Genomic DNA, 21,867 nt, shown 5'->3' on the forward strand with positions numbered 1-21,867 from the left:
GGAGTGTCCCGGTGCTGTTGAGGAACGCAGTCTTTCATGAAAAGAGGCGTTTCCCATGTCCCGGCAGGCCGTCGCCGCCCGGCTGATCGTGCAGGCACTGGAGGCGGAGGGCGTCGAATACGTCTTCGGCATCCCCGGTGAGGAGAACATCCACTTCGTCGACGCGCTCCACGACTCCTCCATCCGTTACGTCCTCGTACGTCACGAGCAGGGCGCGGCGTTCATGGCGGAGATCTACGGCAGGCTGACCGGCAGGCCCGGCGTGGCGTCGGCCACGCTCGGCCCCGGCGCGATCAACCTGCAGCTCGGCGTGGCCGACGCCACCACCAACAGCACGCCGGTGGTGGCGATCACCGCCCAGGTGGGGCTCGACCGCATCTACAAGGAGTCTCATCAGGTGGTCGACCTGGTCTCGCTGTTCAGGCCGATCACCAAGTGGGCGGAGCTGGTGCCGTCGCCGCAGGCGCTGCCCGAGATGATCCGCAAGGCGTTCAAGACCGCGCAGACCGAGCGGCCCGGCGCCGTCTACCTGGCGATCCCCGAGGACGTCGAGTCGGCGCCGTTCCCCGACGGCCTGGCCCCGCTCCCGGTGAACGTCGTACGCCCGCAGGATCCCTCGGCCTCGCAGATCGCCCGCGCCGCCGAGGTGCTCGACGGCGCCCGCAGGCCCATCGTGCTGGCCGGCCACGGCGCGACCAGGGCGGGCGCCTCGCGGGCCCTGGTGCGCTTCTCCGAACGGCTCGGGCTGCCGGTGGCCACCACGTTCAACGGCAAGGGCGTCTTCCCCGACGACCACCGGCACGCGCTGGGGGCGGTGGGCTTCATGCGCCACGACTACGTGAACTTCGGCTTCGACGAGGCCGACGTGCTGATCAGCGTCGGATACGAGCTGCAGGAGTTCGACCCCGTCAAGATCAACCCGCTGCGCGACAAGAAGATCATCCACATCCACCGGTTCCCCGCCGAGGTGGACGACCACTACCCCGTGGCGGTCGGGGTGCACGGCGACGTCTCGCGCTCGCTGGACGCGCTCGGCGACGCCGTGCACCGGCGGTTCGAGATGAACGGCACCGGCGAGAAGATCCGCCGCATGATCGGCGAGGAGCTGGCGCAGGGGCGGGCCGAGGGCGCGTTCCCGCTGTCGCCGCGCCGGATCGTCGCCGACATCCGTGAGGCCATGGGCCGCGACGACATCGTGCTGGCCGACACCGGAGCGGTGAAGATGTGGATGGCCCGCATGTACCCGGCCTACGAGCCGAACACGATGCTGGTCTCCAACGGGCTGTCGTCCATGGGCTTCGCGGTGCCGGGCGCGCTGGCGGCCAAGCTGGCCCACCCTGAGCGCAAGGTGCTGGCGGCGACCGGCGACGGGGCGTTCCTGATGAACTCCCAGGAGCTGGAGACCGCCGTGCGCGAGCGCATCCCCTTCGTGGTGCTGGTGTGGGTGGACGACGCCTACGGGCTGATCGAGTGGAAGATGGACCTGGAGCTGGGGCGCGACTCCCACGTCGCGTTCGGCAACCCCGACTTCGTCACGTACGCCGAGAGCTTCGGAGCCCGCGGCCACCGCGTGACCAGCGCCGGCGAGCTGCTGCCCACACTGCGCAGGGCGCTGTCCGACGACGTCGTGTCCGTGATCGCGGTCCCGGTCGACTACGCGGCCAACCTGCAGCTGACCGACAAGCTGGGCGAGCTGACCGGCCCCTTCTGACAGGGCCGCGGGCCGGCGGCCCGCCCGGATGGGCTCGCGGGCGGCGGGGCCGTAAGATCGGCCCGGTGAGCCTGCCTGCCGTGCCCGATGCCGCGGCGCCGCCGGTCGAGCCGGCGCGCGACCCCTACCACGTCTATCTCGACTCGCTCACCAGCCCCGAGTCGCGCCGCACCATGCGCGGCTGCCTCGACCGGCTGGCCCGGCTGCTCACCGGCGACGAGAGCGCCACGGGCGCGGGCCAGCCGTGGCACCTGCTGCGCTACGAGCACACCGTCCGCATCCGCACGATGCTCACCGACCAGGGCTGGTCGGCGGCGTACGTCAACAAGCACCTGGTGGCGCTGCGGCGGGTGCTGAAGGAGGCGTGGCGGCTCGGCCAGACGAGCGCCGAAGACCTCGCCCGCGCCTCGGACCTCGCCCCCGTACGCCAGAGCCGGCTGCCCACCGGGCACCACGTTCCGCCCGAGGTGGTCGGCGCGGCCCTGTCGGCCTGCGGTGACTCCCCCGCCGGGGTGCGCGACGCGGCGCTGATCGCCGTCCTCTACTCCACCGGCTGCCGCCGGGCCGAGCTCTCGGGTCTGGCGCTGGCCGACTACGACCCCGGCGCCCGGTCCCTGCGGGTGCGCGGCAAGCGCGACAAGGAGCGCCTCGTCTATCTGACGGCGGAGGCGATCGGGCTCGTCGAGCGGTGGCTGGCGGTCCGCGGGACCGGCCCGGGGGCGCTGTTCAGCCCGATCAGCAAGTACGGCACCCTGCGGCGGCGCGACGGCCGGCCGGTGCGGCTGACCGGGCAGGGCATCGCCGACATCCTGGCCCGCCGGTTCGGGGAGGCGGGCGCGTCGCGGCGGACGGCGCACGATTTCCGCCGCACGTTCATCGGCGAGCTGCTGGACGCCGGGGTGGACCTGGCGACGGCCCAGGCCCTGGTGGGCCACTCCTCCCCCGCCACGACGGCCCGCTACGACCGCCGGCCGGAGAAGACCCGCCGCGACGCCGTCGACCGCCTCCGCCTGCCCGCCCCCCGCCCGCTCACCTGACCGGCCCGGGCCGGCCGAGCCGGTCACCCCTTCCCACCCGCGCGGACGTCGGCGTTCTTGCGATATTCGCCGGGCGTCACACCATGCCATTGCTTGAAAGCCAGGTGAAATCCGACCGCCGACCGGTAACCGACGCGCCGCGCGATCCGGCTGTGCGGGAGGGTGCTGCCGGCGAGAAGCCGTGCGGCCTCCTGCATCCTGCGGGCGGTCAGGTGCCGCATCGGCGCCTCGCCGACGAGCTCGCGGAAGGCCGCCGCGAACGCCGAGCGCGACAGCCCCGACTCCTCGGCCAGCGACTCCACCGTCCAGGGCTCGGCGAACCTGGTCTGCACGGCCAGCAGCGCCGCCCCGACAGCCGGATGCCGCAGGGCGCGCAGGATCGGCTCGCCCTCGGACAGGTTCGCGAGGGCCGCGCGCAGGGCCAGCACGAAGGCCAGCTCGAAGGCGCGCAACGCGACGATCTCCAGACCGGGCTCCCCGCCGTCCCAGCCGCCGGCCAGCCGGTCCAGCACGTCGCCGAGCAGCGGCTCGCCGGCGATCGCCGCCCGGTCCAGTACGAGCATCTGCGGCAGCGCCCGGTAGAGCGGGGCCGCGGCGGCGGCGTCGTAGTGCAGCCCGCCGCAGAGCACGGCGGTCAGCGGTCCCTGGCCGTCGATCGACACCCTGCGCGCCAGGCCCGGCTCCCGCCCGGGGAGCAGGCTGTCCAGCGGCACGGCGGGGCTGCCGGGCGCGTCTCCGAGCCGGTGGCCCGCGCCGTGGGGGAATACGGCCAGCTCCCCCGCACCCAGCAGCACCGGCTCGGCCCCCGGCAGCTCCACCGTGCACGCGCCTTCGCTGATGTAGTGCAGCAGCGCGCAGTCTTCCCGCTCGCCCGTCACGCCCCACGGCGCGCGGGCCGTCCAGCGGCTGCGGAACACCCCGCGCAGGCGGAGCGGCCCCAGCAGTTCGCTCAGCAGGTCACCATCCACCAGACGATCCTTAAGTATCGCGAGATGTTCCTTTATAGAGCGTATTGCCGCACGCCGGAAAGATGGACCCCATGAGATTTCTGGTGATCGGCGCCTCGGGCGCCCAGGGCGGCGCCGTCGCCCGCCGGCTGGTCGCCGCGGGGCACGAGGTCCGCGGCTTCTCCCGCACCGCGAACGTCCCTGAAGGGGTACGGCCCTTCCCCGGCGACCTCGGGGACGCCGGGCGGGTGAAGGAGGCGTTCGACGGGGTGACGCACGCGTCGGTGGTGCTGCCCATGGAGTTCGGCCCCGCCACGGTCTCCGCGTACGTGCGCCACGTGATCGGCGGCGCCCGGGCCGGCGGGGTGCGGCGGCTGGTGTTCAACACGGGCAACCGGCTGCCCGGCCGCGAGACGGGCGTGGCCGCGTTCGACACGCGCGCGAGCGCGGCCGCGACCCTGCTGGGCAGCGGGCTGCCGGTGGTGGTGCTGCGCCCGCCCCTGTACGCCGACAACCTGCTGGCGCCCTGGGTGTCCGGCCCGCTGGCGAGCTCGGGCGTGCTGCGTTACCCCGTCCCCGCGCGGGTCGCCGTACCGTGGCTGACGCACGACGACCTGGGCGCGGCGACGGCCGCCGCGCTCACACGCGACGGGCTGGACGGGCTCACGCTGGACGTGGGCGGGCCGCAGGCGCTGACGGGGCAGGAGCTGGCGGCGGCGTTCGGGCCGCGGGTGCGCTACGAGGAGCAGGACGTGGACGCGTTCGAGGCGGACCTGGCGCGGATGGCGGGCGCACCGACGGCCGCCGGGGTCGCCGGCACCTACCGGTGGATCCGCGACACGGACGGCTTCTTCGCCCCCGCCCACGACGCCGGGGAGCGGCTGGGCATCTCCCTCACGCCGCTGCGCGACTGGATCGCCGCCAGGGGCCTGTCATGACGGACGCCGAACGCGAGGTGATCCGCCTGCACCAGGTGATCGAGGGGTGGCTGACCGGAGCGGCCGACCGGGCGGACTTCGGGCCCTTCGCCGGGGCGCTCGCACCGGACTTCACCCTGGTCGGCCCCGACGGGGTGGCGATGGCGCAGAAGGAGGTCCTGGCCTGGGTGGAGGGCTCCCACGGCAGCGCGCCGGATCTCAGGATCACCATCCGCGACGTCCGCGTGGTGGCCGACTCGGGCGATCTCGTGGTGGCGACCTACGAGGAATGGCACGGGACGGCCGTCGGCGCCCCCGCGCCGCCACCGGACGCGCGGGGGCGCCGGGCGACGGTGGTGTTCCGGCGCGGCGCGGGCCTGGACTGGCTGCACCTGCACGAGACCTGGCTGCCGGCCCCGCCATCGGCCGGGACCGGCTGAGCCCGCGCGCGGGTCACAGCGCGGGAAGCAGCGAGAACGCCCGCTCGGCCGCGCGAACCGCCTCGGGTTCGACCTCACTGAGCGGGCGGCCGCCGGCCAGCTGCTCCCAGGTGCGCCTGGCCAGCACCCGCTGCGTGGCCAGCACCTGCCCCGCGAGCAGGCCCGCGGTGAGGTCGTCGGCCGTCTCGGCCAGCGCCTCGGCGAGTGCCCGCTCTTCCTGCGCCATGTGCTGCAACAACCGCGCCGCCAGGCCGGGAGTGAAGAACACCATCCGGTGGTAGGCCACCACCTCGGGGTCGTCGTTGAGCCCGGTGACGGGGTCGTGCCGGGCGAGCCCGTCGAGGAAGTGGCGGCGCAGCGCCCGCACCGCCCCCTCGCCCGGCGCGCGCCGCCGCACCACGCGCGCCGACTCCCCCCGGTGGTCGGCGATGCGGTGGAGGGCGAGGTCCTCCTTCGTCGGGAAGTATTTGAACAGCGTCGGCTTCGACACGCCGGCCGCCGCCGCGATCTCCGTCACGGGCACCTCGTCGAACCCGCGCTCCAGGAAGAGCGCGATGGCCGCCGTCGAGATGGCGTCGTGCACCCGCTGCCGCTGAAGCTCCCGAAGTCCCGTCATGAGCACACCCTACCAAAGTGTTAACCTGGTTAATCTTTTAACCGAGTTAACACTTGGGGGTGCGATGGGAACGCTCGACGACGAGAGACAGTACGTCGAAGAGTGCAGGGCCGGACTGCGCAGGATGGTGCAGGGCGCGCGTGACAACGTGATCGTCGGCGAGGCCGTGGCCGGCGACCGCTACAGCGCGGAACGCCTGGGGCGTCACCTCAAGAGCCTGGCCAAGGAGCTCGGCGAAGAGCCCGAAGGGCCGCCCTTCTTCGGCCGGCTCGACTTCGGGCCGGGCTCGGCCGAGCACCGCGGCCGCGCGTACCACATCGGCAGGCGCCACATCACCGGCGAGCACGGCGGCCCGCCCCTCGTGATCGACTGGCGCGCGCCCGTCGCCAGGGCCTTCTACCGGGCCGGCGCCCGCGACCCCCAGGGCGTCGCGGTGCGCCGCCGCTTCGGCTGGTCGGGCACCACCCTGACGGGCTTCGAGGACGAGCGGCTCGAACAGGGCGAGGAGGGTGGGAGCAAGATCCTCGCCGCCGAGATCGAACGCCCCCGCGTGGGCCCCATGCGCGACATCGTCGCCACCATCCAGCCCGAGCAGGACGACCTCGTACGCGCCGCCCTGGACACCTCGATCTGCGTCCAGGGCGCCCCCGGCACCGGCAAGACCGCGGTCGGGCTGCACCGGGCCGCCTTCCTGCTGTACGCGCACCGCCAGCGCCTCGAACGCTCGGGTGTGCTGGTGCTCGGCCCCAACCGGGCCTTCCTCGGCTACATCTCCGCCGTCCTGCCCGCGCTCGGCGAGGTGGACGTCGAGCAGACCACGCTGGGGCGGCTGCTCGGCGCGCTGCCCGTCACCGCGACCGACAGCGAGGAGGCCGCCGCCGTCAAGCATGACGCCCGGATGGCGGAGGTCCTGCGCAGGGCCCTGTACGGCCGGATCAGCAGGCCGGCCGAGCCGGTCGTGGTGCCCGACGGCTCCTACCGGTGGCGGGTGTACGAGGACGAACTGCGCCGCTTCGTCGACGACACCCGGCGCGAGTCGCTCCCGTACGCCGTGGGGCGGGAACGCGTACGCGCGAGGGTGGTCGAGTCGATCCGGCGGCAGGCCGAGACCCGCGGGCAGACGCCGAACGCGGCCTGGCTGCGCAAGATCGGCCGCGGCGTCACCCCGTCGCTCGACGTGCTCTGGCCCGCCGTCAAGCCCGCGGAGGTCCTGTACGAGCTGCTGCGCGGCCCGGGATCCGGCCCGGACCCGGCCGCCGGCGTGCTGTCGCCCGCCGAGCGCGCCGCCATCACCTGGGACAGGCCGCCCCGCGGCGTCAGGAGCGCCCCGTGGTCGGCCGCCGACCTGGTGCTGCTCGACGAGCTCGCCGCGCTCATCGAGCGCCCGCGCGGCTACGGGCACGTCATCGTGGACGAGGCCCAGGACCTGTCGCCCATGGAGTGCCGGGCGGTGGCCAGGCGCAGCGAGCACGGCTCGCTCACCGTGCTCGGCGACCTCGCCCAGGGCACCACCCCGTGGGCCGCCACCTCGTGGCGGGAGCGCATGGAGCTGTTCGGCAAGCCGGACGCCCGGATCGTCGCCCTGACCACCGGCTTCAGGGTGCCCGCGGCGGTGGTCGACCTGGCCAACACGCTGCTGGCGGCGCTCGACGTGGAGGTGCCCGCGACCCGCTCGTACCGCGCCGACGGCCGGCTGCGGGTGACCCGGGTGGCGACGCCGGCCAAGGGCGTGGTGGCGGCGGTGCGCGAGGCGCTGGCGTTCGAGGGCTCGATCGGGGTGATCGCGGCCGGCGCGGACGTGGAGGAGCTCGCGTCGGCGCTGCGGGAGGAGGGCGTCGACGCGGGCGAGCGGCTGACGGTGCTGCCCGCCGCCATGGCCAAGGGGCTGGAGTACGACCACGTGATCGTGGCCGAGCCCGCCGCCATCGCCGAGGCGGAGCGGCGCGGGCTGAACCGCCTGTACGTCGCCCTCACCAGGGCCGTCTCCCGGCTCGACATCGTGCACGCGCGTCCGCTGCCTCCCCAGCTCACCCAGCCCCGCTGAAGCCGCGGGAATGCCGATCCGGCTCACCGGCTCGACAGGGCCGCCGTGGCGAGGTGTGATGTGGTTCACGCCTCCGAGAGGAGCCAGCGCAGTGACGACGCCCTCCGAGCCGCCCCACGGCGACGAACCTCCGGCCGCATGGTCGCAACCGCCGCCCTACTCGCAACCGCCCCATCAACCTCGACCGGCCAACCAGGTGCTGTCGATCATCGGGTTCGTCTGCGCCGCGGTGGCCGTGCTGTTCATCCCTATCCTGTTCGGCCTGGCCGGCATCGTGCTGGGCATCGTCGGCCACACGCGCGGCGAGCCGCTGGGCAAGTGGGCCGCCGTCGCCGCCGGGGTGGGGATGATCCTGGGCTTCGTGCTCGGCATCGTGGTCATGAGCAGCATGTACGCCTGACGCCGCGCGTCGCCGGCGCCCGGGTCGTCATGGTCCCGCGCGCGTCACACGCGCCGTGAGATCCTGGTGGCGTGCTGTCGCCCATCGACGTGCTGCGCGAGCAGATCATCGCCCGCCTGGCCGCCTTCGACCGCAGGCAGGTGCCGCCGGTCGGCGGGGTGCGCAGGGCCGCCGTCACCGTGTGCGTGCTGGAGGACGCCGAGCGCCGCCCGTACACGATCCTGATCAGGCGGGCTCCGCACGGCCGCAACCCCGGGCAGTGGGCGCTGCCCGGAGGGCGGCTCGACGACGGGGAGCGGCCGGTGGACGCGGCGCTGCGCGAGCTGGCCGAGGAGACCGGCGTCACCGGGGTCGAGGTGGCCGGGCTGCTCGACGACTTCGTCACCGACTCCGGATTCGTGATCACGCCGGTGGTGGCGTTCGGCGGCCGGCAGGAGCCGGTGGCCGACCCGCGTGAGGTGGCCTCGGTGCACGCGGTGCCGCTGGAGCGGTTCCTGGCGCCGGGGGTGCCGCGCTGGAAGGGGAAGCTGCTGCAGATGCCGCTGGGCCCCTCGATCGTGATCCACGCGCCGACCGGGGCGATTTTGTGGCAGTTCGCGGAAGTGGCGCTGCGTGGCCGTGAGCAGCGGGTCTTCGACGTAGCGCAACCACATTGGACGAGAACGTGACCGATTCTTGGGGGCGCATGGAATTCGCGTCGCCGGATGTCCGTTAGCATCGAAAGGCCGATGTGGTCTGTGTCCCCCGGGCCGCAAATTACCGCCTTCACGGAATACCGTTCGGCTGGAGCCGTGTTGTGCATCTCGCCGAGGAGGCGACCGCCACATCGGCCTTAACAGCTTTTCAGGCGTCCCGCCCACCGGCGGGGCGCCTGCTTTATGGTGGGGTGGCCGACCGCCCGATGATCGCAGGAGTGCTCGTTGCTGTACGAAGTGGTCAAGTTCGCCGCCGCGCCACTGGCACACGCCATGTGCCGGCCGCATGTCACCGGTGCGGCCCACGTGCCGAGGAGCGGGCCCGCGATCCTGGCCGCCAACCACCTGTCGGTGCTCGACTCGTTCCTGCTGCCCGCGCTGCTGCCGCGGCACGTGACGTTCACCGCCAAGAACGAATACTTCGACGGCAACCCGATCTCCGGGTTCTTCATGCGGCTGGGCGGGAGCCTGCCGATCGACCGCGAGAGCGCGCACGCCGCCCAGGTCATGCTCGACGAGGCCGCCGCGCTGCTGGGGCGGGGCGAGCTGTTCGGCATCCATCCCGAGGGCACCCGCTCCCCCGACGGCCGCCTCTACCGCGGCAAGGTCGGCGTGGCCTGGCTGACGCTCAGGACGGGCGCCCCCGTGCTGCCCGTGGCGCTCAGCGGCACCGAGAAGGTGCTGCCGCCCGGGACGTCGGTGCCGAGGCCCGCGCGGATCGGCATCGCCATCGGGGCGCCCATGCGCTTCGACGGCGACCACACCAAGGCCCGTGACCGCCGCCGGGTGACCGACGAGATCATGGCGGCCATCCAGGAGTTGTCGGGGCAGGAATACGTGCCGGCCTACGCGTCGAGCCTCAAGGCCGCCGCCAACGGCACACCATGAGCCGGGCCGTCCGGCGTCGATGACGAGGGGGCTGATCAGTGGCGCGGGGTCGTACGATCGCGATCGTGTCCGTCGCCGCCGTGCTCGCGGTGGGGGCCGCGGGCGGCGGCGCCTACTATGTGCTGCACACCAGGGGCACGCCCGCCGAGACGGCGCAGCGCTTCGCCGCCGCCTGGCAGGCGGGCGACAAGGCCGCCATGGCGGCCGAGCTGGCCGCACCGCAGCAGTTCAGCGCGTACGACCAGCAACGCGAGGCGCTCGCGGTGGAGTCGACCATGATCCGGCTGGGCCAGGTCACCGAGGGCGACGACCGGGCCAGCGCCCCCTACACCGCGACCCTGACGCTGAAGGACATCGGCACCTGGGTCTACGAGGGCGAGATCGACCTCAAGGTGGCCGACCGCACCTGGAAGGTCGACTGGAAGCTCACGACGCTGCACCCGTCGATGACCGAGGGGGCGTCGTTCGCGGTGAAGACCCGCTGGCCCGAACGCGCCGAGATCACCGACGCCGAGGGCGGGCGCATCGACACCGGCACGGTCGGCGGTTCCGTGCAGCAGCTCGTCGGCTATCTCGACAAGGCCTCCAAGAAAGACGCCGCCAAGCTCGGCTCCGCCTACGAACCCGGGCAGACCATCGGGCACCACGGGCTGCAGCGGACGTTCCAGAAGCAGCTGGCCGGCACGCCGTCCACGGAGATCATGCTCGGTGGCAAGACCCTGGAGACCATCGAGGGCAAGGACGGCGAGCCCCTGCGCACGACGCTCGACCCGAAGGTGCAGGCCGCCGCGGTCGACGCGGTCAAGGACATCGAGAAGCCCGCGTCGATGGTGGCGATCAGGGCGTCGACCGGCGAGATCCTGTCCGTGGTCAACAACAAGGGCGGCTTCAACCGGGCGCTGGACGGCCGCTACCCGCCCGGCTCGACCTTCAAGGCGGTCACCGCGATCGGGCTGCTGGCGGCAGGGGTGTCGGAGGAGGACACGGTGACGTGCCCGCAGTACGCCACCGTCGGCGGGCTGAAGATCCGTAACTCCGACAAGGCGGAGTTCGGGTCGCTGTCGTTCCTCGACGCGTTCGCCCACTCGTGCAACACGACGTTCGCGCCGCTGGCCCAGCGGGAGCTGGGCGCCGACAAGCTGCTGGAGGCGGCCGAGTCCGTCGGCTTCAACCAGCCGCTCAACATCGGCGTGCCGGCCACCGAGGCCGGCTTCCCCAAGGCCGAGTCCGACGCCGAGCTGGCCGCGGAGTCGTTCGGGCAGGCCAGGATCACCGCGAGCCCGCTGTCGATGGCGTCGGTGGCCGCCGCCATCGCCGACGGCACGTGGCGGCCGCCGATGCTGGTGCCCGAGCTCAAGCAGAAGGCTTCGGAGCAGAAGCTGCCCGACGGGGTCAAGGACGGCCTGCACGCGATGATGTCGGCCGTGGTGACCAAGGGCACCGCCAAGGCGGCCGGGCTGCCCGCCGGCACCTACGGCAAGACCGGCACCGCCGAATACGGCACCGGGGAGAAGCTCGACAGCCACGCCTGGTTCATCGGGTTCAAGGACGACGTGGCGTTCGCGGTGGTGGTGGAGGGCGGTGGCGGCGGCGGGTCGGTGGCCGCCCCCGTGGCGGCCACCTTCCTCAAGGGCCTCTGAGCCGGGCTCAGGCGAGGAACTCGCGGATCTCGGCGGCCACCCGTTCCGGCCGCCCGCGCCGGGCGGCGTTGCAGGTGGCGCTGTGACCGAGACCCGCCATCTCCACCCGGCGGGCGCGCGGCAGCACGCGCTCCAGCGCGTCGAGCGCCGTACGCAGGTAGGCCGGGCTCCTGGAGCCGCCGAGCAGCAGCACGTCGGCGTCCACCGACCGGTAGGCCACCGGATCGCCGGCCGTGGCCGTCTCGGCCACCACCCGCACGTCGTAGTGCAGCGTCGGGGCGAGCTCGTCGAACGTCGGCTCCCCGTTCGCCCCGGCCTTCTCCTGCCCCTTCTGCGCGAGGACGGTGAGCCATTCCAGCAGGACGCGCGGCATCATCGTGAAGATCGCCGGGCCCATGCGGGTGGCCCGCATGCCGGTGACCAGCGCCGCCGTGGTGTCGCCCGCGGCGATCTCACGGTCGAAGCGGGGCAGCCAGTCCGTCGGGTTCGAGCCGGCGATGTCCAGCGGTGGTTCGAAGAGCACCATCTTGTCGAGGACCGACGGGGTGAGGGCGGTGCGCAGCGCGATGATGGCGCCCGAGCTGATGCCGACGGCGTAGCGGGCGCCGGTCGCCGCGAGCAGGGCGTGGAGGTCCTCGGTCTCCCGCTCGACGCCGTAGGCGGGGCCGTACGGGCCGCTCATGCCGCGGCCCCTGCGGTCGGGCAGGTAGCAGGTGAAGTCGTCCGACAGCGCCTGGGCCAGCTCGATCTGGCTCCGGCCGACCTGCATGGTTCCGTGCAGGAGGACGAGGCCGGGGCCGCGGCCGAGCCGGTGGTAGCCGATCGTGGTGCCGTCCTTCGATGTCACGTCGCCCGAGGTGGTGGTCGTCATGCTTGGCTCCCATAGTGGTTTCCGCCCGTGAAGGGAGCCCGGCTATTGTTGCGAGTGCCATCTCGTGGCCGGGGTCCGCTTCGCGGGTCTGCGGTGCGAGGTCTCCCGGCGGCGGTGCTGCAACACCGCCGCCGGTTCTTCGTGGTACGGCCCGAGGTCCGCTCAGCGCGGCCCCGGGGCCGGCTGGTGCGGCCGGGCCTTTCGGCGGCCTGGGCTGGTCAGTCGGTGCGCCCCCTCTCGGCGAGGTCCGCCACGTCAGGAGGCATCCGGCCCGTCCAGTGATAGGCGCGCCACTCCTCCAGGCCGGGGAACGCGCCTCCGCCGAACTCCGCCAGCAGCGAGCTCACCCAGCGGGCCTGGGCCTCCCGCATCGCCAGCGCGTACTCCGACTCCAGGAGGAAGAGCCGGGGCAGCTCGCCACGCTGATGTTCCAGAGCGCGGCGGTCGTCTTCGATCTGGCGTCGCAGCTCGTCGAGCCGCTGCCGCAGCAGCGCCGCGACCTCGTCGGGACCGAGACCGCCCATCACCGACAGCCCGGCCTCGAACGCCGTCGGCTCCCGCTCGGGAACCGACAGCAGCTCGCGGGTCCAGTCGTCGGCCTCCTGGCGGCCGGCGTCGGTGACGCGGTAGACCGTGCGCTCCGGCCTGGCGCCCTGCCGCCCGCTCTCCACGACCTCCAGCAGGCCGTGTTTCTCCAGGTTGCGGACCACGGTGTAGAGGGAACCCCATTTGATCGGCATGTCCTGGTCCTTGCCGCGTGCCCGCAGGACCGAGGCCATCTCGTAGGGGTGCATCGGCCGCTGGACGACCGCGGTCAGCACGGCGAGCGCCATCAGGTTTCCGACCCGTCGCCGCTTCGGCATCCCGCCCACCTCCTACTCGTCTACGAATATACGCGCACGAGTAGCAGGCGTGAAGACCGTCACCGGGACGAGGTCGCTTCGTCGTGGTCGAGGCCGGGCTTGGGCGCGATGGACGGATGCAGCCCCCGGCGCGGGCCCGGCTACGCGCGGTCGGGAGGGGAACGGGAGGCCGGGTTCAGGCCGGGATTCAGAAGGCCGTGGTCAGAGCCAGCGCGGCGGCGGCGTCGAGGCGGAGCACCATGATCAGGAGGGTGGCGATGAGGGTCGCGATGAGCAGCCAGCTGATCAGAATGATCACGGTCGAGCGGCGTGGGCTGCGCGGGGCGCCCGGTGACCGCCGGGTCTTCGCCTCACTGCGACGGACCCGCTCGTTGAACGACTCGAGCCGAGCCACGAGTCGCGGGTCGTCGTCGACGAGGTGCTGCTCGATCTCCGCCAGCATCCGCTCCTCGTCCTGCGACCAGGCCATGGGTGCACCTCCCGAACGCAAGCTCTTCAGGCGTGTTTCTGCCCAACCATGAAGATCATTAGCCCCCGCCCGACCAGGTAATTGCCGCCTCTTTTCATTTGCGATCACGCTCGAATTCTTGTTCTAATCATGGGATGCGCTGGGACAACCTGCGCCTGGCCGCGCCCGGTCAGGACGATCCGGCCGTGCCGCTGTTCGCCCGCGGCGCGGTCACCCGCACGTTCGACACGCCCGAGTTCAAGGGGATGACCTTCTACGAGATCCAGGCTCGGTCGATCATCAACAAGGTGCCGGGAGCCAGCCGGGTGCCGTTCGAGTACACGATCAACCCTTACCGTGGCTGCAGCCATCGCTGCGTCTACTGCTTCGCCCGAAAGACGCACGAATATCTGGACATGGACGCCGGAGCGGACTTCGACTCGAGGATCGTGGTCAAGGTCAACGCCGCCGAGCTGGCCCGCAAGGAGCTGGCCGCAGCCCGCTGGGGCGGTCACCACATCGCGATGGGCACCAACGTCGACTGCTACCAGCGCGCCGAGGGCCGCTACCGGTTGATGCGCGGCATCCTGACCGCGCTGCGCGACGCCGCCAACCCGTTCTCCGTCCTCACCAAGGGCACGCTCATCCTGCGCGACCTCGACCTGCTGACCGAGGCCGCCGGCGTGACCGACGTGAGCGCCAACGTCTCGGTCGGCTTCCTCGACGCCGGGATGTGGCGCGCGGTCGAGGCGGGCACGCCCCACCCGCGGCGACGGCTGGAGACGTGCGCCACTCTCAACGACAACGGCATCGCGTGCGGCGTGCTGATGGCGCCGATCCTGCCCTACCTCACCGACTCCCCCGCCCAGCTGGAGCGCACGGTCAAGGAGATCGCCGAGTCGGGCGCCACCCACCTCGCGCCCATCGTGCTGCACCTGCGGCCGGGGGCGCGCGAGTGGTGGCTGGGGTGGCTCTCGCGCGAGCACCCGCGGCTGGTGCCGCGCTATCGGGAGCTCTACGGCAGAGGTGCGTACGCGCCCAAGACCTATCAGGCGCGCGTGACCGGGCTGGTCAAGGAGCTGGCCGAGCGCCATGGCGTCGGCCGGGCCACCCCGGCCATGGCCCGCCGCGTCCCGCCCCGCCGCCCACCGGCGCCGCCCGAGCCCGAGCAGCTCCGCCTCCTGTGACCACCGCACCACCCTGGCCCGGGGCGGAGGGGTCGTACACGGTGAGGTGGTCAGTGTCTGGACGGTCCCAGATGGGCGCGCTCTCCCTGCGCCCCGAACAGGGTGAGCAGTTCCGCGGGCCGGCTGCCGGCGCTGCCGATGCTGTGCGGTATGCGGGTGTCGAACTCCGCGGCCTCCCCGACACCGAGCAGGAACTCCTGCTCGCCGAGCACGAACCTGACCTGCCCGTCGAGGACGTAGAACCACTCGTATCCCTCGTGGGTCTGCAGTTTCGTCGTGGGCGTCGGGCCCGCGGGGGGATAGATCACCTTGTAGGCCTGGATCCCGCCTGGCCGCCTGGTCAGCGGCACCAGCACCAGCCCTGATCGCCGCACCGGTCGCAGGTGGATGCGCGGATCGCCGGTGGGCGGGGCCGCGACCAGGTCGTCGAGCGGCACGCCGTGCGCCCGGGCCAGCGGCAGCAGCTGTTCCAGGGTGGGGCGGAGCCTGCCGTTCTCGAGACGGGACAGGGTGCTCGCCGTGAGGCCGGTCTCGCCGGCCAGCGCCGCCAGCGTGGTGCCGCGCTCCCGGCGCAGGGCACGCAGACGTGGCCCAACTCCCGCCAGAACGTCTCCTACAGGGTTGTCCATCACTTGATAATGCCGATCCGCAACTTTTCTTGCAAGAAGGAAACGGCGGTGGCGATGCTGTCGGTACATCGTCGGCGTCGCGGGCGCGTATCGGATCACGCTCGGCACGCCGACCGGCGAAGGGACATCTCTCATGGATTCCACCCGACAACGACGGTCCACCGCCGACGCCCGGGGCGGCCAGGGCACGGCCGAGCAGGACGCCGAGCTGTTCTGGGAGCGGCACTACCGTGCCCGGCGCTCCTGGGACGCGCGCGTCAACCCGCTGCTCGCCGAGACCGCCGCGCCGCTGCGCCCCGGCGCCGCCCTGGACCTGGGCTGCGGCGCCGGGGGCGACGCCATCTGGCTCGCCCGCCAGGGCTGGCACGTCACCGCCGTGGACATCTCGGCCACCGCCGTCGAACGGGTGCGGGAACGCGCCCGCGATCTCGGCGTCGCGGACCGGGTCGTCACCGAACAACACGATCTGGGCAGGAGTTTCCCGGCCGGCGCGTTCGATCTCGTCTCCGCCCAGTACTTCCACACCCCGTTCCCCTTGCAGCGCAGCCAGGTCCTGCGCACCGCCGCGGGGGCCCTGGGTCCCGGCGGGCTGCTGCTGGTCGTCGACCACGGCTCCACCGCGCCCTGGTCGTGGAACCAGGATCCCGGCATCCACTACCCCACGCCCGCCGAGGTCGCCGCGGAACTCGTCCTCGACCCCGCGCGCTGGTCCGTGCTGCGCGCCGACATGCCCAGCCGCCGGGCGACCGGACCCGCCGGTGAGAGCGCCACCGTCATCGACAACATCCTGCTCGTCCAGCGTGCCGACGGAACGGAGTGACCCCATGCCGGCAAGAGGCTTCAGCACGCGGGCGAAGGACACCATGCCTCCGCGGACCGGCTCCGACGAGAAGGCCACCCTGCGGGGTTTTCTCGACTACCTGCGCGACGCGATCGCGGACAAGGTCGCGGGGGTGCCGGAACCGCAGGTACGGACGGCCGGAGTGCCTTCGGGCACCAACCTTCTCGGGCTGCTCAAGCACCTGACGTTCGTCGAACGGTTCTACTTCCTCGGCGAGGACGTCCGCGACTGGCGCGCGACCATGCGGCCGTCGCCGGAGGAGACCGTGGACGGCGTGCTCGCCGGCTACCGGAAGACCGTCGAGCGAGCGAACCAGGCCATCGACGCCTGCCCTGATCTGGACCTTCCCGTCCCGCGGCCCACCCGCCCGGGGCCGGCGCCCTCGATGCGATGGGTCCTGGTGCACATGATCGAAGAGACCGGCAGGCACGCCGGCCACGCCGACATCCTGCGCGAGCAGATCGACGGATCCACCGGCCGCTGACCTGCCTGCCGGCCGGTGCGCGGCGCGCTCGGCGGCCTGGTGCCCGCACCGCGAGCGGCCGGCGGGTGCGGGACCGCGCGGCCACCGGGCCGGATGGCTCGCCCTCGTCCCGCGGCCCGGCCGGAAAACGGCTGGCTCGGGCGCCGTGCCCGGTGGCAGTACCCAGACCGACACCGGCGCGATCGAGCGCCGTCGCGGCATCACCATCCGCACGGCCGTCGCCGCCTTCACCCTGGACGACCTGCAGGCACCACGGTGTACGAGCCGTGCCACCGCTTCGAGGCGGAGGTGCCGCTGGAGTCGTTCGGCGCGGTCACGGGGGAGCCGGCGGTGCTGGGCGGCGTGCTGCGCGACACCCGACGGCAGGCCGACACGTGGGTGCCGGCGGGAGAGATCCCGGCGGCCGCCGTGCAGGCCGAGCAGCGGTTGCCCGGCCTGACGCACGGTGAGGGCGTGTGGTGGTCGGAGCCGTCGGGCGACCGTCCCACCCGATAGGAGGTTATGTCGGATTTCTTCGTTAGTTGGGTATTAACGCACGTGGTGCACCAATAGGGGTGCACCACGTCCGTACACGGGGGGATTCCCATGGCTGACACGAAGAAGAAACCCGCGGCCAAGACCGGCAAGTCGAAGAAGCAGGCCATCAAGACGAGCAGGCAAACCAAGGAGACGAAGAAGGAGACCAGGAAGGCTCCGGACGAGGGGTGACCCTGACCGGACGGCGGGCGGTCTGGGGCACCCGCCCGCCGAGCCGGACACCATGACCGGACAGCCGAGGGAGCCGCGCCTCGGCTGTCCCGTCGACCGGACGCCGCGGGACCGCGACGGCGCCGCGGGCGGGCGCATCAAAAAGTATCAGCGTCACCTGGGAGATCATCCGGCATAAGCCGCGCGTGCAACCTTAGCCACATATATGGCGTCTAAAGATCATAGGTGGGGAAAGCGCACAGGGGATGAACACGTGCACTCCGCCGAGGCGATGAAAAAGGCCGGTGGCAGGGCGGAAGCCCGCGCCACCGGCCATGTGTGTTCAGAGTTCTTCCGGCCCAGAGGGGATTACGTCAGGTGCGCGCACTGGCTCGCAAGGGTAAGTCGGCCGTGGTCAGGCTGTATCGGGGGTACGACCGGCGCCGGGGCAGGAAGGCCCCGCCACCCACGACGCGGCAGGTCCGCATCCTGTTGCTGCACGCCAACGGGATGGGCGGCACCATCAGGACGGTGTTCAACCTGGCGAGCTACCTCGCCAAGGAGCACGACGTCGAGATCGTGAGCATCCTGAAGGAGGCCGAGCACCCGTTCTTTCCCATTGATCCGCGCGTGAAGTTCCGCTATCTGGACGACCGGCTCAAGCCCGGCGCCAACCCGTTGCGCGCGATGTTGTCCAAGCTGCCGAGCAAGCTCATCCCGAAGGGAGAGACGGCCCACCACCGGTTCTCCCTGTGGACCGACCTCCAGCTCACCCGTTACCTCCGCTCGCTCGACACCGGCGTGCTGATGGGCACCCGTCCAGGGCTCAACCTCGTGATGGCCCAGTTAGCCAGGCCCGGTGTCATCACCATCGGGCAGGAGCACGTGGCTCTGCGCACCCAGGCCGAGCCGATCCAGGAACTGATCAAATGGCGGTACCGCCGCCTCGACGCTCTGGTCACCCTGACCAAGGCCGACCTGCGCGACTACCGGGAACTGTTGCCGAAGCAGCCGCACAAGCTGGTCCGCATCCCCAACGCCGTACCCCCCATGACGGGCGAGCCGGCCAAGCTCGACGCCAAGGTGGCCGTGGCGGTCGGCAGGATGACCCGCATCAAGGGCTTCCACAGGCTCATCACCGCCTGGCAGACCGTCTCGGCGGCCCACCCCGACTGGAAGCTGCGCATCTACGGTGCCGGGCCGCAGGAGGAGAGCCTGGCCCAGCAGGTCGTGGAGCTGGGTCTGCAGGAGACGGTGGAGCTGCCGGGGCCCACCTCCGACGTGGGGGCGGCGCTGGAGAAGGCGTCGATCTACGTGCTCAGCTCCCGCCACGAGGGCTTCCCGATGACCATCCTGGAGGCGATGGCCAAGGGGCTGTCCATCGTGAGCTTCAACAGCCCGCACGGCCCCAAGGAGATGATCACGCACGAGGTGGACGGGCTGCTGGTCAAGCCGCGTACCAACGCCAACCTGGCGTCCTCGATCATCCGCGTCATCGAGGACGAAGGGCTGCGCAGGGACCTGGCCGCGCGTGCGCTGGAGACGGCCCGCGGCTACGACCCCGACGTCATCGGCCAGAAGTGGGACAAGCTGCTGGCCGATCTGCTGGCCCGCCGCGCCGGCACGCGCGCGCGCCGGCGCAGAGCGGCCGCGAACGCCGCCCAGGAACCACCGCGGGAACCCCAGCACGACACGAACACCGCCCACGACCTGCCGCCCGAACCGCGGCACGGCGCGGACGCCGCCGTCGCGGCCGGGGGCGGGGCGGAGCCGGTGAACGCCCGGCTGGTCCTGGCGCCGGTCGAGGTCGAACCCCAGAGCCCGTGAGCTCCACCGGCTCGGCGATGACGTCCACCAGCGCGCCGTTACGGTAGACGGTGATCGGCAGCGGCCTTGCGATCGTGTCGGCGAACATCAGCCGCCGCAGGCTCCCCAAGGTGCCCGGCGGCTGACGCTCAGGCCACGGCCTGTGCCAGCGCCACGCCGCAGTAGGCCGCGCCCAGCCCGGCCAGCACACTGGCCACCGCGTTGGCCACCGCGTGGAAGCGGGCGCCCTCCTCCACCAGCCGGACCGTCTCGTACCCGAAGGTGGAGTACGTCGTCAGCGCCCCGCAGAACCCCGTGCCCGCCAGCGCCATCACCCCGTCGCCCGCGGGCAGCCCGGCCAGGAACCCGAGCAGCGCCGACCCGGCCACGTTGACCGTCAGCGTCCCCCACGGGAAGGCCGTGTCGTGGCGTGCCTGCACCGCCCGGTCCACCAGATACCGCAGCGGCGCCCCTACGGCCGCGCCCAGCACGATCAGCAGCACCGTCATGGCGCACCGGCCCCTCGCCACGCGTGCACCGTCATCACCGACCGGCCCCTCGCCGCGCGTGCGCCGTCATCGGCCCGCCTGGCGAGCGCCGCCGTCATTTCGCCCCCGCCCGGGCGACACCGGCGATCCGCCGGGTCAGCCACATTCCCGCGACCACCGCCGCGAGCGCCGCCAGCAGGGTGCCCGCCAGGTAGGCCAGCCCCGTCACCGGCGCGCCCGCCTCCACCGTCTGCCGCACGCCGTCCGCGTACGTCGAGAACGTCGTGTAGCCGCCCAGCACCCCCACTCCCAGGAACGGCCGCACGAGCCGGTGGGCCCGACGGACCTCGGTGATCACCACCATGAGCACCCCGATCAGCAGGCAGCCCGACACGTTGATCCAGAACGTCGCCCACGGGAAGTCCGCGGGACCGGCGGGCATGGCGGTCTGCACGCCGTGCCGCGCCAGCGCTCCCAGCGCGCCGCCGGCCGCGATCACCGCGAGCACGTGGCCGCTCACCTCGGCGCGTTGCGCGGGCACGTGGAGATCGGAATCCGGATCGATCGGGCGATCAGTCACGAAACACTCCCCGTGTCGGCACACTGGATGCCGGGCACCTCTCTAGACAACCTGGGGAGCCGTACGGAGGACCGGTTGAGCACGAAGGACGCGATCGCCTTCCTCGCAGGAGCCGTCATCGTCGTTTCTCTCATCAACAGCGCCAAGACCGGACCGGCCACCGCGGCCGGCCCACTGGGCAACGTCAGCGGGACGCTGCCCGGCCTGGCACCTATCATCTCCGACGCGGAGAAGGCCGACGCGCGCGCCCTCATCCGACGGCTGCGGGTCGAACCGCTCGGCCCCAACACCGGATACCGGCGCACGAGGTACGGAGACAACTGGGCCGACGACGCCGTGGGGGTGCCGTACGCGCGCAACGGCTGCCGCACCCGTGACGACCTCCTGGCCCGCGACGGCCGCGACGTGACCTACCGGGCGGGCTCCAGCTGCGAGGTCGTCGCGATGGAGCTGACCGACCCCTACACCGGCCGGATCATCCGCTGGCGCAAGTCCCGCGCCGACGAGGTGCAGGTCGACCACGTGGTGCCGCTCAACTACGGCTGGCGCATGGGCGCGCCGCGCTGGCCGATGACCAAACGGCTCGACTTCGCCAACGACCCGCTCAACCTGCTGCCCGTGGACGGCGACACCAACGAGGCCAAGGACGCCTCCGGCCCGTCACGCTGGCTGCCGCCGCGCCGGGTCATCCGCTGCGCCTACGTCACCCGCTTCGCGCAGGTCGCGCTCAAGTACGGCGTGCCGGTCACCCGCGCCGACAAGAAGGCCATGCTCGCCCAGTGCCGATGACGGCTACCGCGGGTCGAGCCAGTCGAAACCGCGCTCGAACGTCTGCTCCGCCAGCGCCCGCTGCCCGGCCGCGCTCGGATGGAAGTAGTCCCACCTGCTGACGTGCTCGAGGGTGAAGGGGAAGGAGAACACCGCGCCGCCGTCTGTGCGGCAGGCCGGCCCGTACGCGGCGCACGCCCGGGCCGCCTCGCGGTTGTAGGCCATCACCCGCTCCCGCACCCTGGACCTGCGCTCCTTGTCGGCCCGCTTGGCCGACGTGGGCCTGGCCAGCATCGTCTGGCAGATGCGGCCCAGCGTCCAGAACGACCGGGCGAGCGCCTGGTCCTTGCCCACGCGCCACAACCGCCGCAGGTCGGGAATGCTGGCGATGAACACCCTGGCGCCGGGCATCCCTGCCCGCAGCTCGTGCAGCGCCCGGTCCAGCCGGGCCCGGTAGGTCGACACGGGGGTCATCGCCTGCTCGGTGCGCACGCAGGCGTCCTGGGCGCCGATGAGGATCGTCACGTAGTCGGCCTTGGCCGCGACCGCCTTCTTCACCTGGCCGAGCAGGTCTGCGCTGGTCGAGCCGGGCGCGGCGAAGTTGAGGTTGTTCTTGTGGAGCGTTCCAGAGAGCTGCGACAGGCGCAGGTAGTGACTGGACACCTCGCCGTGGTCGCCCGAGGACCAGGAGCGTGAGGGGCAGGAGACGTACCAGCCGCAGGCGTTGAACCCGGTGGAGATCGAGTCGCCGAGCGCGGCCATGATCTCGGGAACGGGCTGGACGGCGGCGGCGCGCGCGACGCCGGAGCCGGAGAGGACGACCACGGCGGCGAGGGAGGCGGAGCCCAGACGAGCGATCATGGCCCTAAGGTAGGGAGCC

25 protein-coding genes are annotated in these 21,867 nt (G+C 72.3%); 16 read left to right on the forward strand and 9 right to left on the reverse strand.

Annotation, left to right across the window (positions count from 1 at the left end):
• Positions 1–55 precede the first annotated feature (55 nt).
• The gene (locus ABGA98_RS31590) at positions 56–1,711 is read left to right on the forward strand and encodes an acetolactate synthase large subunit (RefSeq protein ID WP_347622054.1); all 1,656 of its coding nucleotides are present in this window, start codon (positions 56–58) and stop codon (positions 1,709–1,711) included.
• 65 nt (positions 1,712–1,776) lie between these two features.
• A complete protein-coding gene (locus tag ABGA98_RS31595) occupies positions 1,777–2,748 on the forward strand; it encodes a tyrosine-type recombinase/integrase (protein ID WP_347622055.1) in 972 nt (323 codons plus the stop codon).
• A gap of 23 nt (positions 2,749–2,771) precedes the next feature.
• On the opposite strand, the gene ABGA98_RS31600 is transcribed toward ABGA98_RS31595, so the two are convergent.
• Positions 2,772–3,716 carry an AraC family transcriptional regulator gene (locus ABGA98_RS31600; protein ID WP_347622056.1) on the reverse strand — a complete coding sequence of 315 codons (945 nt, stop codon included), beginning with the start codon at positions 3,714–3,716 and terminating at the stop codon, positions 2,772–2,774.
• 71 nt (positions 3,717–3,787) lie between these two features.
• Between ABGA98_RS31600 and ABGA98_RS31605 the strand changes: the two genes are divergently transcribed.
• Together ABGA98_RS31605 and ABGA98_RS31610 are read left to right on the forward strand one after the other, a co-directional pair.
• A complete protein-coding gene (locus tag ABGA98_RS31605) occupies positions 3,788–4,633 on the forward strand; it encodes an NmrA family NAD(P)-binding protein (RefSeq protein ID WP_347622057.1) in 846 nt (281 codons plus the stop codon).
• Positions 4,630–5,052, forward strand: a complete 423-nt coding sequence (locus ABGA98_RS31610) for a nuclear transport factor 2 family protein (protein WP_347622058.1) — start codon at positions 4,630–4,632, stop codon at positions 5,050–5,052. Before ABGA98_RS31605 ends, ABGA98_RS31610 begins: the two co-directional genes overlap by 4 nt.
• Positions 5,053–5,065: 13 nt before the next feature.
• Here ABGA98_RS31610 and ABGA98_RS31615 read toward each other — a convergent pair whose 3' ends face one another.
• Positions 5,066–5,668 carry a TetR family transcriptional regulator gene (locus tag ABGA98_RS31615; protein ID WP_347622059.1) on the reverse strand — a complete coding sequence of 201 codons (603 nt, stop codon included), beginning with the start codon at positions 5,666–5,668 and terminating at the stop codon, positions 5,066–5,068.
• Positions 5,669–5,732: 64 nt separating this feature from the next.
• Between ABGA98_RS31615 and ABGA98_RS31620 the strand changes: the two genes are divergently transcribed.
• The 5 genes from ABGA98_RS31620 (at position 5,733) to ABGA98_RS31640 (ending at position 11,335) form a co-directional block, all read left to right on the forward strand.
• Positions 5,733–7,712: an ATP-binding domain-containing protein gene (locus ABGA98_RS31620; protein WP_347622060.1), complete on the forward strand. Its 1,980-nt coding sequence runs from the start codon at positions 5,733–5,735 to the stop codon at positions 7,710–7,712.
• Positions 7,713–7,803: 91 nt separating this feature from the next.
• On the forward strand, positions 7,804–8,112 hold the full coding sequence (locus ABGA98_RS31625) for a hypothetical protein (RefSeq protein WP_347622061.1): 309 nt from the start codon (positions 7,804–7,806) through the stop codon (positions 8,110–8,112).
• Positions 8,113–8,183: 71 nt separating this feature from the next.
• Positions 8,184–8,780, forward strand: a complete 597-nt coding sequence (locus tag ABGA98_RS31630) for a CoA pyrophosphatase (RefSeq protein ID WP_347622062.1) — start codon at positions 8,184–8,186, stop codon at positions 8,778–8,780.
• 252 nt (positions 8,781–9,032) lie between these two features.
• Positions 9,033–9,695, forward strand: a complete 663-nt coding sequence (locus ABGA98_RS31635) for a lysophospholipid acyltransferase family protein (protein ID WP_347622063.1) — start codon at positions 9,033–9,035, stop codon at positions 9,693–9,695.
• A 65-nt stretch (positions 9,696–9,760) separates the two neighbouring features.
• Positions 9,761–11,335, forward strand: coding sequence for a penicillin-binding transpeptidase domain-containing protein (locus tag ABGA98_RS31640; protein ID WP_347622064.1), 1,575 nt, complete (start codon positions 9,761–9,763; stop codon positions 11,333–11,335).
• Positions 11,336–11,342: 7 nt separating this feature from the next.
• Here the strand turns inward: ABGA98_RS31640 and ABGA98_RS31645 are convergent, their stop codons facing one another.
• From ABGA98_RS31645 to ABGA98_RS31655, 3 genes are all read right to left on the reverse strand, one after another.
• On the reverse strand, positions 11,343–12,206 hold the full coding sequence (locus ABGA98_RS31645; protein WP_347622065.1) for an alpha/beta hydrolase: 864 nt from the start codon (positions 12,204–12,206) through the stop codon (positions 11,343–11,345).
• 218 nt (positions 12,207–12,424) lie between these two features.
• Positions 12,425–13,069, reverse strand: coding sequence for a PadR family transcriptional regulator (locus tag ABGA98_RS31650; RefSeq protein WP_347622066.1), 645 nt, complete (start codon positions 13,067–13,069; stop codon positions 12,425–12,427).
• 187 nt (positions 13,070–13,256) lie between these two features.
• Complete coding sequence (locus ABGA98_RS31655) at positions 13,257–13,538, reverse strand: DUF3040 domain-containing protein (RefSeq protein WP_347622067.1); 282 nt, start codon at positions 13,536–13,538, stop codon at positions 13,257–13,259.
• A gap of 134 nt (positions 13,539–13,672) precedes the next feature.
• On the opposite strand from ABGA98_RS31655, the gene ABGA98_RS31660 reads away from it, so the two are divergent.
• Entirely contained in the window at positions 13,673–14,704 is a 1,032-nt protein-coding gene (locus ABGA98_RS31660) for an Rv2578c family radical SAM protein (RefSeq protein ID WP_347622068.1), read from the forward strand.
• Positions 14,705–14,754: 50 nt separating this feature from the next.
• Here the strand turns inward: ABGA98_RS31660 and ABGA98_RS31665 are convergent, their stop codons facing one another.
• The gene (locus ABGA98_RS31665; RefSeq protein WP_347622069.1) at positions 14,755–15,333 is read right to left on the reverse strand and encodes an XRE family transcriptional regulator; all 579 of its coding nucleotides are present in this window, start codon (positions 15,331–15,333) and stop codon (positions 14,755–14,757) included.
• 133 nt (positions 15,334–15,466) lie between these two features.
• Between ABGA98_RS31665 and ABGA98_RS31670 the strand changes: the two genes are divergently transcribed.
• The 5 genes from ABGA98_RS31670 (at position 15,467) to ABGA98_RS31690 (ending at position 19,172) form a co-directional block, all read left to right on the forward strand.
• Complete coding sequence (locus ABGA98_RS31670) at positions 15,467–16,153, forward strand: class I SAM-dependent methyltransferase (protein WP_347622070.1); 687 nt, start codon at positions 15,467–15,469, stop codon at positions 16,151–16,153.
• Between the two features lie 4 nt (positions 16,154–16,157).
• On the forward strand, positions 16,158–16,658 hold the full coding sequence (locus ABGA98_RS31675; protein WP_347622071.1) for a DinB family protein: 501 nt from the start codon (positions 16,158–16,160) through the stop codon (positions 16,656–16,658).
• 255 nt (positions 16,659–16,913) lie between these two features.
• Positions 16,914–17,153 carry a hypothetical protein gene (locus ABGA98_RS31680; RefSeq protein WP_347622072.1) on the forward strand — a complete coding sequence of 80 codons (240 nt, stop codon included), beginning with the start codon at positions 16,914–16,916 and terminating at the stop codon, positions 17,151–17,153.
• A 90-nt stretch (positions 17,154–17,243) separates the two neighbouring features.
• Positions 17,244–17,366, forward strand: a complete 123-nt coding sequence (locus ABGA98_RS31685; RefSeq protein ID WP_347622073.1) for a hypothetical protein — start codon at positions 17,244–17,246, stop codon at positions 17,364–17,366.
• 357 nt (positions 17,367–17,723) lie between these two features.
• A complete protein-coding gene (locus ABGA98_RS31690; protein WP_347622074.1) occupies positions 17,724–19,172 on the forward strand; it encodes a glycosyltransferase family 4 protein in 1,449 nt (482 codons plus the stop codon).
• A 128-nt stretch (positions 19,173–19,300) separates the two neighbouring features.
• Here ABGA98_RS31690 and crcB read toward each other — a convergent pair whose 3' ends face one another.
• Together crcB and ABGA98_RS31700 are read right to left on the reverse strand one after the other, a co-directional pair.
• Positions 19,301–19,660 carry a fluoride efflux transporter CrcB gene (gene crcB, locus ABGA98_RS31695; RefSeq protein ID WP_347622075.1) on the reverse strand — a complete coding sequence of 120 codons (360 nt, stop codon included), beginning with the start codon at positions 19,658–19,660 and terminating at the stop codon, positions 19,301–19,303.
• A 94-nt stretch (positions 19,661–19,754) separates the two neighbouring features.
• Positions 19,755–20,219, reverse strand: a complete 465-nt coding sequence (locus tag ABGA98_RS31700; RefSeq protein ID WP_347622076.1) for a CrcB family protein — start codon at positions 20,217–20,219, stop codon at positions 19,755–19,757.
• Between the two features lie 75 nt (positions 20,220–20,294).
• Between ABGA98_RS31700 and ABGA98_RS31705 the strand changes: the two genes are divergently transcribed.
• Positions 20,295–21,008, forward strand: a complete 714-nt coding sequence (locus ABGA98_RS31705) for an HNH endonuclease family protein (RefSeq protein WP_347622077.1) — start codon at positions 20,295–20,297, stop codon at positions 21,006–21,008.
• Between the two features lie 3 nt (positions 21,009–21,011).
• Here ABGA98_RS31705 and ABGA98_RS31710 read toward each other — a convergent pair whose 3' ends face one another.
• Complete coding sequence (locus ABGA98_RS31710) at positions 21,012–21,848, reverse strand: SGNH/GDSL hydrolase family protein (protein WP_347622078.1); 837 nt, start codon at positions 21,846–21,848, stop codon at positions 21,012–21,014.
• Positions 21,849–21,867 lie beyond the last annotated feature (19 nt).

The sequence above is a fragment of the Nonomuraea sp. B1E8 genome (assembly GCF_039871515.1).
Classification (GTDB): domain Bacteria; phylum Actinomycetota; class Actinomycetes; order Streptosporangiales; family Streptosporangiaceae; genus Nonomuraea.